This is a genomic window from Thermoanaerobaculia bacterium, assembly GCA_035717485.1.
Lineage (GTDB): Bacteria > Acidobacteriota > Thermoanaerobaculia > UBA5066 > DATFVB01 > DATFVB01.
Genome location: DASTIQ010000273.1, coordinates 1 through 12,525, shown reverse-complemented (window position 1 = coordinate 12,525; position 12,525 = coordinate 1). Strand labels below are relative to the sequence as shown.

The 12,525-nt window shown below is 68.0% G+C and carries 13 protein-coding genes; 10 read left to right on the top strand and 3 right to left on the bottom strand.

Features of this window, described 5'->3' with window-relative positions:
• Positions 1–2: 2 nt before the first annotated feature.
• The 3 genes from recF to dnaA all read right to left on the bottom strand — a co-directional run bounded on the left by recF (position 3) and on the right by dnaA (position 3,744).
• Complete coding sequence (gene recF, locus VFS34_14260; GenBank protein HET9795613.1) at positions 3–1,091, bottom strand: DNA replication and repair protein RecF; 1,089 nt, start codon at positions 1,089–1,091, stop codon at positions 3–5.
• Between the two features lie 9 nt (positions 1,092–1,100).
• Positions 1,101–2,213, bottom strand: coding sequence for a DNA polymerase III subunit beta (gene dnaN, locus VFS34_14255; protein ID HET9795612.1), 1,113 nt, complete (start codon positions 2,211–2,213; stop codon positions 1,101–1,103).
• Between the two features lie 220 nt (positions 2,214–2,433).
• On the bottom strand, positions 2,434–3,744 hold the full coding sequence (gene dnaA, locus VFS34_14250) for a chromosomal replication initiator protein DnaA (protein ID HET9795611.1): 1,311 nt from the start codon (positions 3,742–3,744) through the stop codon (positions 2,434–2,436).
• A 121-nt stretch (positions 3,745–3,865) separates the two neighbouring features.
• Here dnaA and rpmH point away from each other — a divergent pair, with 121 nt between their 5' ends.
• The 10 genes from rpmH to VFS34_14200 form a co-directional block, all read left to right on the top strand.
• Positions 3,866–4,000 (top strand): 50S ribosomal protein L34, encoded by a 135-nt coding sequence (rpmH, locus tag VFS34_14245; GenBank protein HET9795610.1) that lies wholly within the window; start codon positions 3,866–3,868, stop codon positions 3,998–4,000.
• The gene (gene rnpA, locus VFS34_14240; GenBank protein HET9795609.1) at positions 3,997–4,377 is read left to right on the top strand and encodes a ribonuclease P protein component; all 381 of its coding nucleotides are present in this window, start codon (positions 3,997–3,999) and stop codon (positions 4,375–4,377) included. Before rpmH ends, rnpA begins: the two co-directional genes overlap by 4 nt.
• Positions 4,374–4,541: a membrane protein insertion efficiency factor YidD gene (gene yidD / locus VFS34_14235; GenBank protein HET9795608.1), complete on the top strand. Its 168-nt coding sequence runs from the start codon at positions 4,374–4,376 to the stop codon at positions 4,539–4,541. The genes rnpA and yidD overlap by 4 nt, the downstream gene beginning before the upstream one ends.
• Before the next feature lie 2 nt (positions 4,542–4,543).
• Entirely contained in the window at positions 4,544–6,214 is a 1,671-nt protein-coding gene (gene yidC, locus VFS34_14230; GenBank protein HET9795607.1) for a membrane protein insertase YidC, read from the top strand.
• 11 nt (positions 6,215–6,225) lie between these two features.
• On the top strand, positions 6,226–6,888 hold the full coding sequence (locus VFS34_14225; protein HET9795606.1) for a R3H domain-containing nucleic acid-binding protein: 663 nt from the start codon (positions 6,226–6,228) through the stop codon (positions 6,886–6,888).
• 216 nt (positions 6,889–7,104) lie between these two features.
• On the top strand, positions 7,105–8,457 hold the full coding sequence (gene mnmE, locus VFS34_14220; protein HET9795605.1) for a tRNA uridine-5-carboxymethylaminomethyl(34) synthesis GTPase MnmE: 1,353 nt from the start codon (positions 7,105–7,107) through the stop codon (positions 8,455–8,457).
• 124 nt (positions 8,458–8,581) lie between these two features.
• Positions 8,582–10,471 (top strand): tRNA uridine-5-carboxymethylaminomethyl(34) synthesis enzyme MnmG, encoded by a 1,890-nt coding sequence (gene mnmG, locus VFS34_14215; protein ID HET9795604.1) that lies wholly within the window; start codon positions 8,582–8,584, stop codon positions 10,469–10,471.
• On the top strand, positions 10,425–11,063 hold the full coding sequence (locus VFS34_14210) for an RsmG family class I SAM-dependent methyltransferase (GenBank protein HET9795603.1): 639 nt from the start codon (positions 10,425–10,427) through the stop codon (positions 11,061–11,063). Before mnmG ends, VFS34_14210 begins: the two co-directional genes overlap by 47 nt.
• A complete protein-coding gene (locus tag VFS34_14205) occupies positions 11,056–11,811 on the top strand; it encodes an AAA family ATPase (protein HET9795602.1) in 756 nt (251 codons plus the stop codon). Before VFS34_14210 ends, VFS34_14205 begins: the two co-directional genes overlap by 8 nt.
• The coding region (locus tag VFS34_14200) for a ParB/RepB/Spo0J family partition protein (protein HET9795601.1) at positions 11,811–12,525 on the top strand (715 nt) is incomplete at its 3' end. The genes VFS34_14205 and VFS34_14200, both read left to right, overlap by 1 nt.

Genomic DNA, 12,525 nt, shown 5'->3' with positions numbered 1-12,525 from the left:
TCTCATCCGATCCTTCTCAGGTTTTCCTTCATCGTTCGGGGCCGCGCGTTTCCCTCCACGACTTCGAAGACGGCGTCCGGGCGGCGCGGGCATCGGTCGGCGGCGTCGGGATGCGCGCTCGTCAAGGCGACCTGCGCGTTCTCCGGGAGCTCGCCGAGGAGCGATTCCGCCGCGCCCGGGGAGAGCTCCGCGTCGAAATCGTCGAGCGCGTAGAACGGGACCACCCCGCGCGCTCCGGCGACCGTGTCCCCTTCCGAGAGCCGCACGAGGAACGCCGCGCGCATGATCTCGCCGGTCGAAGCCGAGGCTCCGAAACCCTTTCCGGCGCGCGTGAATTCCAGGTCGTCGCGCTGCGGCCCGAAGAGCGTGTGGCCGCGCTCCCTCTCCCGCGAAGCGAGCGAACGCGCGCGCTCGGCGTATTCCCCGGGCGGCTCCCCTTTCGGCTCGGCGCACAGCTCCGAGAGCGTTCCGGACGAGGCGAGCCGGGCGGCGAGCTTTTCCCGCCACAGCGCGCAGGCCTCGCTCCTCCGGGCCGCGACCGCCTGCGCACACCGCACGAACTCCTCCGTCCACGCGTCGAGCTCGTCCTTCCGCGGCGAGGGCGAGGCGAGGAGCGCGTTGCGCTGCGCGAGCGCGCGCCGGAAGCGATCGTGAGTCTCCGCCGCCGCCGGGAACAGCGACACGGCGAGCCGGTCGAGGAACCGGCGCCGGACCGCGGGGCTTCCGAGAAACAGCGCCCGGTCCTCCGGGGCGAGAAAGACCGCCGGGAGCGCTTCTCCCGCCTCCGCGAACGTCGCGCGCTCGCCGTTCTTCGAGAAGCGGCGGGGCTGGCCCGCGGCCCAGTGCGCGGCGATCTGGTCCGGGCCGCTCTCGCGCCGCACGGCCGCGCGCACGAAGAACGTCCCCTCGCGCGCCATGTCGCGCGATTCCGCGTTCCGGAACGAGGGGCGGCCCGAGACGACGGCGATCGCCTCGAGGATGTTCGTTTTTCCGGCGCCGTTCTCCCCCGAGAACAGCGTGACGCCGGGTGAGAAGGAAAACGGGGCCGAGCCGAGATTGCGGAAACCGGTCGCGGAGAAGCTCTCGAGCAAACGCCCCCCTCAGAGCCGCATCGGCATCACGACGTACAGGTACTTCGAGATCCCGGGAATCTCTTCCGCGGGACGGCAGAGGCACTGCGTGTTCTCGTCCTTCGCTTCGAGCCGGACGTTCTCCGTCTCGGCCTCCGCCAGGAAATCGAGCAGGTACTGCGCGTTCAGCCCGAGGGTCAGGGGCTCGCCCGCGTACTCGACGGGCACGGTCTCGGTCCCTTCGCCGAGCTCCTGCGAGGCCGACGAGACGGTCAGGGCGTTCGCCTCGAACGCGAGGCGGACGCCGCGCGCCCGCTCCGAGGAAAAGAGCGCGATCCGCCGAACGGCGTTCTCGAGAACGGTGCGCGACACGGTGATCTTGCGCTCGTTGTCCTTCGAGAGCACCTTCTCGTAGTCGGGGAAATTGACGTCGAGGAGCCGCGCGATGAGCTTGCGATCGCCGACGGTGAACGCGAGATGGTTCTCCGCGTGCTGGATCTCGAGCTTCGTCTCGTCGTCTCCGTCCATCTTGAGGATCTCGGTCAGAGCCTTCTTCGGCACGAGGATCGGCGGAAGCGAGCTCTTTCCCGGCGGCTTCGGGAACTCGACGAGCGCCAGGCGGTGGCCGTCCGTCGCGACGAGTTCGAGGTCCTTCCCTTTCTCCTTGAGCAGCGCGCCCGAGAGCTGGAATCGCTTCTCCTCCGCGGAGATCGCGAAGAGGACTTTCCGGGTCATCGTCTTCCAGGTCGAGAGGGGAACCGAGAGCGACGCCTTCCCTTCGACTTTCGGGACGGTCGGAAAATCTTCGGCCGGCTGCGCGACCATCTTGTATCGCCCCGAGCCCGCCGTGACGCCGAGGTAGTGATTGTCGAGGAGCTTCAGCTTCACCCCCGGCTCGTCGAGGGAGCGCACGAGATCGAAGAGCTTCCGCGCGGGCACGCAGACGCCTCCGGGAGAATTGATCTTCGCGTCCACGCGCGTGTGCAGCGTCAGATCGAGGTCCGTCGAGGTGAGATCGAGGCCTCCGTCCTCCGCCTTGAGCAGGATGTTGGCGAGGATCGGAATCGTGTTTTTCCGCTCTACCACACCCTGCAGAACCTGGAGCTCGTCCAGGAATTTCCCGCGCTCGATTGTCAGTTCCATATCGCTCCTGATTGAAGAAAGAGAGTATCACATCCGATGGTCGAAATAGGCTTGTGGAACGCGGATTTTTTCGTCAAATAAACTCAATTTCCATAGATATTTACCAGTCCTTTTTCCACAGCTGAAAACATCGGGTCCCGGCGGAAAATCGGGAGCGTTTTCCGGGCGTCCGGACGATGTGGAAAACTCCCCTGTGGAAGCCCCCGCGGCGGCCGGAAAATCAGCGGAAAGACGAGCTCAATCCGTCGAGTGTCTTGTGAAAATCCGTGTCGTCTTCGTACATCCGCTGGATCTTTTCGACCGAGTGCATGACCGTCGAATGATGCTTGTCGTTGAAGAGGCGTCCGATCTCGGGAAAGGACAGATGCGTGAGCTGTCGGCAGAGATACATCGCGATCTGCCGTGGAAAGGCGATCGTCTTCGCGTTGGATTTCGCTTTCAGGTCCGACACGCGAATCCCGTAATGCGACGCCACGGCCTTCAGGATCTCGGCCGGCGTCGCCTTGCGATCTTCGGAGACGACCATGTCCTTCAACGTCTCCTTGGCGAGCTCGAGCGTGAGCGGATTGCCCGTGAGCGAGGCGAACGCGAGCACGCGATTGACGCGCCCTTCGAGCTCGCGGATGTTGCTCTTGACGCTCGCCGCGATGTAGAGCGCGACGTCGTTGGGGATGAAGACCTTCTCCTCCTCCGCCTTCTTCCGGAGGATCGCGACCTTCATCTCGAGGTCCGGCGGCTGGATGTCGGCGATCAGTCCCCATTCGAAGCGGGATCGGAGGCGCTCCTCGAGCGAGGAGATCTCCTTGGGCGGCGCATCGGAGGAGAGCACGATCTGGCGCTGCGATTCGTGGAGCGCGTTGAACGTGTGGAAGAATTCCTCCTGGGTCGCTTCCTTGCCGGCGATGAACTGCACGTCGTCGACGAGGAGCACGTCGAGCTCCCGGTAGCGCCGGCGGAACTCGTGCATGCGCTCGCTCTTGATCCCGTTGATGAGGTCGTTGAGGAACTTCTCGGCCGAGAGGTACAGGATCCGGGCCCCCGGTTTCTGTCGCAGGATCTCGTGCGCGATCGCCTGCATGAGGTGGGTCTTCCCCAGACCGACGCCGCCGTACACGAAGAGCGGGTTGTAGGAGCGGGAGGGAGCCTCCGCGACCGCCCGAGCCGCCGCGTGGGCGAACTGGTTCGACGACCCGACCACGAAGTTCTGGAAGGTGTATCGCGGATTGATCCCGGGAGGGGGCTCCGAAGGGGGCGGCGGCTCGGCGCCCGCCGACGTCTCGGCGGCCGCGAACTCGAGCGTGAGATCGGGGATCCCGATTTTCTCCGCCGCCGCGCGGAGCGCGGCCGAGTGATGCGAAGGGATCCAATCTGCGAAAACCGCGTTGGGAACGACGATTTTCCAGACCGGGCGCTCCCCCTCGGGGCTTTGACCCCCGAATTTCGCGGGGAGGAACCACGTGCGGAATTCCTTCTCCTCGATTTGAGGCTCGAGGGCCGAGAGAAACTGCTTCCAGCGATCCGTCCGGCTCATCTTTTTCCGCAGGGTTTTCCACAGCTGTGGAAAGCTCGGCGGCGGATCTTAGCACAATCCTTGACTTGCCAAGGAGGGCCTCATAGAATCAGAGTTTTGACACGAAAAGGACGGAAAGACCATGAAGCGCACGTTCCAACCCAACAACCGCCGGCGCAAGAAAACCCACGGTTTTCGGGCCCGGATGAGCACGAAGACGGGACGCGCCGTTCTCTCCGCCCGCCGCCGCAAAGGGCGCAAACGCCTGACGGTCTGACGCCGTCCTCCCGTCCGGAGCGCTTCCCGAAGGAGGGGCGGCTCCGGAAGCGGCGGGATTTCACGGAGTGCCAGAAGAAGGGAAGACGAGTCGCGGGTCGATGGCTGGTGCTTTTCGCGCTCGACAACGCGCTCGGCCGCTCGCGATGGGGATTGTCGGTACCGAAGAAGGTGGGTTCGGCGGTCCACCGGAACCGCGTGAAGCGCCGGCTGCGGGAAATCGTCCGGAAGGCGCGGAAACCGGGCCCGGCGCGGGATCTCTGCATCCTGGCGCGTCCGGGGGCCCCGGAAGCGACGATCGAAGAGCTTCGGCAGGAGTTGACCATGCTCGCGGAAAAACTCTCGTCCTCGCGCTCCTCCGCGCGTACAAGCGGTTGATCTCTCCCCTGCTCCCGCCCTCCTGCCGATTCGTCCCGACCTGCTCGGAATACGCGGCGGAAGCGGTCTCGCGCTACGGGGTCCTTCGCGGCGGCTGGCTCGGCCTGCGCCGCCTCTGCCGTTGCCATCCGTTTCACGCCGGCGGCTTCGATCCGGTGAAGTAGGCATGGAAAAGCGCCTTCTCATCGCCGCGGCCCTCTCGATCGCCGTCCTGCTCCTCTGGGACGCGATCACGCCCAAACCGGCGAAGAACCCCGCGGCGCAGACCCCGGCGGCGGCGCCCGCGGCGGCCCCGACGACGACGCCGATCGCCACTGCTCCCCCTTCCGCGCCTTCGCCGGCTCCCCCGCCGCCCCCGACGGCGCCGGCCCCCGTCGCCGCGGCGGCGCGCGCGTCGGTCGTCATCGACCGCCCGCTCTATCGCGCCGTCATCGACAACCGCGGAGCGGTCGTGAGTTCGTTCCTTCTCAAGAAGTACGACGACGACCAGGGGCACCGCCTCGAGATGGTCCACCGCGGAGACTCCCCCGACCTGCCGCTCGAGCTCGATTTCGGCGCGGACGCGGCTTCCACCCAGGCCGCGAACACGGGGCTCTACGTGGTCGATCGCGGAACGGACGGCAACCAGGACGTCGTCCGGCTGCGCTTCGCGGGAGACGGACGGTCGATCGAGAAGACGCTCACGTTCGGCGACGGCTACGTCGTCGGCGTGAGGGTGGCGTGCACCGGCGGGCGGCAGCCGTTCGCGGTGACGGTCGGGCCCGGGCTTCGCAATCTCTCGCCGCAGGAGAAGGAGAACCGCTTCACGAGCGCTTCCGGGGCGGTGTACTTCGACGGCGAGCGGGCGCGCTCGGTGCCGCGCCAGAAGGTCGAATCGATCCAGCAGGGGCCGCTCCCGAAGCCCGGCTTCGTGGGCGTCGAGGACAACTACTTCCTCGCCGCGCTCGTCCCGAAAGGCGACTCCCAGTGGTGGCTCATCCCCGTCCGGGAGGACGAGAACGGGAAGAAGGAGGTCCAGATCCGCGCGGGCGCGGTCGCGCCGTCGGTCCTCGACGCGCGCCTCTACATCGGCCCGAAGGACCTCGACATCCTCTCGTCGCTCGGGATGCACCTCGAGGAGACCGTCAGCTTCCGCACGATGGGGATCAACCTCGGCATCATCGCCCGCGGCCTGATCTGGCTGCTCAAGGCGTCGCACCGGTACGTCGCCAACTGGGGAGTGGCGATCCTCGCGGTCACGTTCCTGATCCGGCTGCTCCTCTTCCCGCTCATGCAGAAGTCGTTCGTCGGCATGAAGAAGATGCAGAAGCTGCAGCCGAAGATCAACGTCATCCGCGACAAGTACAAGAAGGCGAAGATGGACGTCGAGCAGCGCAACAAGATGAACCAGGAGATGATGGCGCTGTACCAGGCGGAAGGCTACAACCCCATGAGCGGCTGCCTTCCGATGCTCCTCCAGATGCCCATCCTCTTCGCGTTCTACGTCGTGCTCGAGCGCGCGATCGTGCTCCGGCACGCGCCGTTCGCGCTCTGGATCCACGACCTCTCCGCGAAGGACCCGACGTACGTGCTCGTGATCGTCATGATCGGGACGATGTTCCTGCAGCAGCTCATGACGCCGTCGACCGTCGACGCGGCGCAGCGGAAGATGTTCCTGATGATGCCGCTCTTCTGGGGTTTCTTCATGAAGGACATGCCGGCGGGACTCGTCCTGTACTGGCTGTTCTCGAACGTGTTGACGATCGCGCAGCAGATGCTGATCAACCGGATGTACCGCGACGAGCCGGCGCCCTCCGCCCGCGGCAAGAAACTGAAAACGGGGAAGGCGAAAGGATAGGATTTTTCGAGATGCGATACGAAGGAAAGACCCTGGAAGAAGCGCTGGAGCTCGCTTCCGGCGCGGTGGGACGGCCCGCCGACGACCTGCAGTACCGGATCGTCGAGGACAAGAAGACGTTCTGGGGCACCCGCAAGGTCGTCGTCGAGCTGATCACCGACGGCACGGTGAAATTCGCGCCCGCCGCGCCGGTCGCGGCGGGGCCGGCGGCCGAGAACGAGGAGCCCGCCGACGAGGCGACGATCGCGGAAGTCTCCAACGTCCTGCGCGAGCTGCTCGTGGCGGCGGAGCTTCGCGTCGAGGTGCGGCACCGCGCGAACCTCTCGTTCGATCTCGCCGGCGACGACCTCCCGCATCTCCTCGCGCGGCAGGGAGAAGGCCTCGAGGGGCTGCAGACGCTCGCGGGGCGGATCGCCGGCAAGAAACTGGGCCGCCCGGTCTTCCCGCAGCTCGACGCGGACGGCTTCCGCGAGCGGCGCCAGGAGATCCTCCAGGAATCGGCGCGGCGGCAGGCCGAACGCGTGAAGCTCTCGGGCCGCAAGGTCCTGCTCGATCCGATGTCCCCGTCCGACCGGCGCCTCGTCCACCTGTCGCTGTCGTCCGACACGCAGGTGGAGACCAAGAGCGAAGGGGAGGGGTTCTTCAAAAGAGTGGCCATCCTCCCCAAACGCTAGGGGGACGGCGCAGGCGCGCGGCGATGCATCGAACCGGACGGGCGGCAAATGCGTCGGTACGCCGCGGCCGAGGGCTTGGGCGCCCGCATCCCGTCGGGTTCGCGCCTCCCCGCGCTTGAGGTTGAGCGGAAACCCGGGGACCGGACCTTTCCGCACCCCGGCAGGTAACAGCAATTCAGGGCCCTCCACCGGCGGCGCGCTGGATAATCGCGAGCGATGAGACCCCCGCGCGCGTCCGAGCTGGACACGATCGTCGCCCTCGCGACTCCCATGGCCCGCAGCGCGATCGCGGTCGCGCGGTTGTCGGGAACGGAGGCCTTCGCGATCGTGCGGCGGATCGCGCCGGGACTGCCCGAGATGCCCGCGCCGCGGACGGCGATGCTCGCGGAGCTGCGTGATGCGAAGGGGAAGACGTTCGACCGCGGGCTCGTCACCTTCTTTCCGGCGCCGGCTTCCTACACGGGCGAGAACGTCGCCGAGATTTCGATCCACGGCAATCCCGTTCTCGCGCGCCTGCTCCTCGCGTCGGCCGAGGCGGCGGGCGCCCGGCTCGCCGAGCCCGGGGAGTTCTCCCGGCGCGCGTTCTTGAACGAGAAACTGTCGCTGATCGAAGCGGAGTCGGTCGCGGAGCTGATCGAGGCGCCGACGGAGACCGCGGCGCGCGGGGCGCTCGCGCGGCTTTCCGGCGGGGGAGAGCGGGCGATCGAGCCGGTCCGGGAGGCGCTGCTGACGGCGCACGCGCTCTGGACGGCGGCGATCGATTTTCCGGAACAGGCGGGGGAGGAGGACCCGGCGGAAATCGGCCGTCATCTCGCCGCGGCCCGCGGACGGCTCGCGCGGCTGTGCCGCGGAGCGGAGCTCGCGGCGCGGATCGCTTCGGGTTTCCGCGTCGCGATCCTCGGCGCGCCCAACGCGGGGAAATCGACCGTCTTCAACCGTCTCGTCGGTTACGAGCGCGCGATCGTGACGCCCGAGGCGGGGACGACGCGCGACACGCTCGAGGCCGACGTCGAGATCGCCGGTCTCCCGGTGAGGCTCGTCGACACCGCGGGCATCCGCGAAACGGAGAGCGCGATCGAAGCGGAGGGCGTCTTGCGCGCGACGGCCGAGGGGCGCGAAGCGGATCTCGCGATCTGGCTCCATGACGCTTCGGTCCCCTGGAACGACGCCGCCCGGCGCGGCTGGGGCTCCCTCGACTCGCATATCAAGGCGCTTGTTTTCAATAAGATAGATATCGCCCCCCCTCCGTTCGAGCCGGGATCGATCGGACTCTCCGCCATCTCGGAGGACGCTGCCACGAGACTCCGGGAGGAGATCGGGCGCCGTCTCTCCGCCGAGTTTCCGCCGGAAGCCGCGGGGGAGTCCGTCTCGCGCCGCCAGCGCGATCTCCTGTCGAGAGCCCGCGATGCCGTCGCGCGCTCGGAAGCGGCTCTCGCCCGGCGCGATCCCGCCGAGATCGCGATCCTCGGCGTCGAGGACGCGCTGGCTTCGCTCGCGGAGCTGGTGGGGGAGTCGACGACGGAGGATGTGCTGGATCGGATTTTCGCGAAGTTCTGTATCGGAAAGTAGGCGCCGTCGCGCGCCTGACGGCGCCGTCGGCGAGTCGCGGGTCCTCCCGTCGCGGGTTCCTCGGCGGTTCCCGTCCTGGACTTTCGGCTCGCGACTCGCGGACTCGCCGACTAGTATCCCTCCGATGCAGGACCGTTACGATGTGATCGTCATCGGCGCCGGACACGCCGGCTGCGAGGCCGCGCACGTGACGGCGCGTCTCGGCTTTTCGACGGCGCTCGTCACGTTCTCGCGCGAGACCATCGCCCGGATGTCCTGCAACCCGGCGATCGGGGGCGTCGCGAAGGGAAATCTCGTCCGCGAGGTCGACGCGCTCGGCGGCCTCATGGGACGCGTCACCGATGCCGCGTCGATCCAGTTCAAGATGCTGAACCGCTCGCGCGGGCCCGCGGTTTGGGGCCCGCGGGCGCAGTGCGACAAGGCCCTCTATTCGAGGCGCATGCGGGAGATCCTGGAAGAGACCGCGAACCTCGCGATCGTCGAGGGAACCGCCATCGAGATCGCCGCCAGCGGCGAAGGCGCGTCCGGCGTCGTCCTCGAAGACGGCGCCCGCATTTCGTCCCGCGCGGTGATCGTCACGACCGGCACGTTCCTCGCGGCGCGGATGCACGTCGGCGAGGCGCAGCGCGAAGGAGGGCGTGTCGGAGAGAAGTCCGCCGTGCATCTGTCGGCGTCGCTCCGCGCGGCGGGACTGCGGCTCGCACGGTTCAAGACCGGCACGCCGCCGCGGCTCCTGCGATCTTCCGTCGACACGTCGCGCTGCGACCCCGCTCCGGGAGAGGATCCGCCGATCCCCTTCTCGTTCCGTAACCGAACGGTTACCAATCCGCAGGTCCTGTGCTGGCTGACTTCCACGAACGACCGCGTGCACGCGATCATCCGCGACAACCTCCACCGGTCGCCGCTCTACGCGGGCCGGATCTCCGGCCTCGGACCGCGCTATTGCCCCTCCGTGGAGGACAAGGTCGTCAAGTTCTCCGAGAAGTCGTCGCACGCGATCTTCCTCGAGCCGGAGGGGCTCGATTCCGAGGAGATGTACGTCAACGGTCTCTCGACCTCGCTTCCGGAGGACGTGCAGCGCGCCGTTCTCCGCGAGATCCCGGGGCTCGAATCCGCGGTGATGATCCGGGCGGGATACGCCGTCGAGTACGACTTCGCCCATCCGGACCAGCTCGACGCGACGCTGGAGACCCGCCCGATGCCGCGGCTGTACCTGGCCGGACAGATCAACGGGACGTCGGGGTACGAAGAGGCGGCCGCGCAGGGTTTCTGGGCGGGCGTCAACGCCGCCCGCAAGCTGCTCGGGAGCGATCCGTTCCTCCTGCGGCGGGACGAGGCGTACATGGGGGTCCTCGTCGACGATCTGGTTTCGGGGGGCGTCGAGGAGCCGTACCGGATGTTCACCTCGCGCGCCGAGCACCGGCTCCTTCTCGGGATCGATTCGGTGCTCTCGCGGCTCCTCCCGGTGGGCCACGCCCTCGGGCTCGTGTCCGAGGCCGAGCTCGACGCCGGGCTGCGCTCCGAACGGAGGGTCGAAGCGGCGATCGGACGCCTCCGGTCCGAGAGCCTCCGCCCCGACCGCGCGACGCTCGCCCGGCTCGAGGACGCGGGCGCACCCGCGATCGCGGGCCCGACGACGCTCTTCTCGTACCTGCAGCGCCAGGACGTCGACGCGGCGACGCTCGAGCGGCTGCGGCCGGAGCTCCTCGACGGCTGGTCGTCCGAGGAGCGGGCGATCCTCCAGTCACGAGTTCGGTACGACGGGTACATCCGGAAGGAGCGGGAACGCGCGGGGACGATCGCCCGGCTCGAAGGGGAGCTGATTCCGCCGGGCTTCGACTTCGCCGCCGTCGCGGGGCTGTCGCGGGAGGTCGTCGAGAAGTGCTCGCGGCGCCGGCCGAGGACGGTCGGCGAAGCGGCGAGGATCCCCGGGGTGACCCCGGCCGCGGTCGCTATACTCGCGTTCCGTGTCCGAAAGCGCGATCCTCGAGTGCCTCGAACGGCTCGCGCCTGATTTCGGCGTTCCCGCCGGGACTCCGCTCCTCCCGCGGACGGCGGCGTACCTCTTCGAGCTCTCCCGCTGGAACGCATCGACGAACCTGGTGGGCCGCCTCTCGGACGAGGAGCTCGCCGCGCACGCGCTCGAATCGCTGCTCGGGGCGCCCCTCCTCGACCCGGAAGACCGCGTCGTGGACATCGGATCGGGCGGCGGGTTTCCCGGCGTTCCCCTCGCGCTCGCCGGCCTGCACGTGACGCTGCTCGAACCGAGGGAGCGTCGCGCGGCGTTCCTGCGCCACGTGGTCCGGACGCTCGGAGGAATGCGCGCGACCGTGAAGACCGGCCGGCTCGAAGAGCTGGGGCGCGGATCTTTCACCGCGGCGACCGTGAGGGGCGTGGGGGATCTCGCGACACTCGTGGGTCCCGGAGATTTTCTCGGGCAGCGCGGCAAGCTGCTGGCGTGGACGGCGGACGGGGAGCGCCTGGAAACGGAGCTCCAGCCCCGTTTCGCCCGGGAACGGCGCCTCCCGATCCCCCGGTCCGAGAGGCGGGAAATCGTCCTTTTCCGGAAATGTTCCACGTGGAACAATGCCCCTCTCGATGGGTAAGGTCTTCGCGCTCGCGAACCAGAAGGGGGGAGTCGGAAAAACGACGACCGCCATCAACCTGGGCGCGTCTCTGGCGAGCCTCGAACGGAAGGTCCTCCTGGTCGACGTCGATCCGCAGGCGAACTCGACGTCCGGGCTCGGCTTCGCCAAGACCGGCCTCGAGCCGACCTCCTACGACCTGCTGCGGGGGGAGGCGCCCGCGGCCGCCGTGCGCGAGACCGAATTCCCCAATCTCTTCCTCGTCCCGGCGACGCGCGACCTCGTCGGCGCCGAGATCGAGCTCGTCGAGGTGCCGGATCGGGAGCACCGGCTCAAGCAGGCCGTCGACGGGCTCCGGGACGCCTACGACTACGTCCTGATCGACTGCCCGCCCTCGCTCGGCCTCCTGACGCTGAACGGCCTGTGCGCCGCCGACGCCGTTCTGATCCCGATCCAGTGCGAGTACTTCGCGCTCGAAGGGGTGACCGATTTGCTCGAAACGATCGAACGGGTGAAGATCACGTTGAACCCGATGCTCCAGATCGCCGGCGTCCTCCTCACGATGTACGACGACCGCACGAACCTCGCGCGGCAGGTCGCCGACGACATTCGGGCCCATTTCGGGGACCGCGTCTTCCGGACGCACATTCCGCGCTCCGTGCGCCTCGCCGAGGCGCCCTCGTTCGGAAAGCCGATCCTCGCGTACGACATCCGGTCGAAGGGGGCGGAGGCGTACCTGAACCTCGCCGCGGAGGTCATGGAACGCTGATGGCCAGCGACAAACGCAGAACGCTGGGCCGCGGTCTTTCCGCGTTGCTTCCGGGCAAGGACGCGGAAAACCGGATGGGCGCCCGCGAGGCGGATCTGGCGGCTCTGCATCCGAACCCGCTCCAGCCTCGAACCGATTTCGACGCCCGGGGGCTCGCCGAGCTCGCCGAGTCGATCCGGGTGAACGGCATCGTCCAGCCGATCGTGGTTTCGCCCCGGTCGGCGGGAGGCTTCACGATTCTCGCGGGCGAGCGACGTTTCCGGGCGGCGAAGGCGGCGGGACTCGCCCGGGTGCCGATCGTCGTCCGGGAGGCAGCGGGGGACCGGGAGCGGCTCGAGCTCGCTCTCGTCGAAAACCTCCAGCGCGAGGACCTGAATCCGATGGAGTCGGCGGCGGCCTACGGGCGCCTGAGGGAAGAGTTCAAGCTCACCCAGGAGCAGATCGCCGAACGCGTCGGCAAGGAGCGGTCGACGGTAGCTAACTCATTGAGACTATTGAAGTTACCATCAAAAGTGCGGGACATGATTCGAGCCGGTCAGCTGTCGGCCGGCCACGCCAAGGCCTTGAGCGCGCTCGCCTCCGGGGACGACCAGATGCGGCTCGCGGAGGAGATCGTCCGTCGCGACCTGTCGGTGCGGCAGGCCGAGAAGCGCGCGTCGGCGATGTCGGGCGCCGCTCCCCGACTCAAGCGGGAAAAGCCGCGCGATCCCTTCT

Coding starts and splice junctions, on each gene's coding strand:
- dnaN (HET9795612.1), bottom strand. CDS start 2,213: ATGGAACTGACAATCGAGCGCGGGAAATTCCTGGACGAGCTCCAGGTT.
- dnaA (HET9795611.1), bottom strand. CDS start 3,744: ATGAGCCGGACGGATCGCTGGAAGCAGTTTCTCTCGGCCCTCGAGCCT.
- rpmH (HET9795610.1), top strand. CDS start 3,866: ATGAAGCGCACGTTCCAACCCAACAACCGCCGGCGCAAGAAAACCCAC.
- yidC (HET9795607.1), top strand. CDS start 4,544: ATGGAAAAGCGCCTTCTCATCGCCGCGGCCCTCTCGATCGCCGTCCTG.
- VFS34_14225 (HET9795606.1), top strand. CDS start 6,226: ATGCGATACGAAGGAAAGACCCTGGAAGAAGCGCTGGAGCTCGCTTCC.
- mnmE (HET9795605.1), top strand. CDS start 7,105: ATGAGACCCCCGCGCGCGTCCGAGCTGGACACGATCGTCGCCCTCGCG.
- mnmG (HET9795604.1), top strand. CDS start 8,582: ATGCAGGACCGTTACGATGTGATCGTCATCGGCGCCGGACACGCCGGC.
- VFS34_14205 (HET9795602.1), top strand. CDS start 11,056: ATGGGTAAGGTCTTCGCGCTCGCGAACCAGAAGGGGGGAGTCGGAAAA.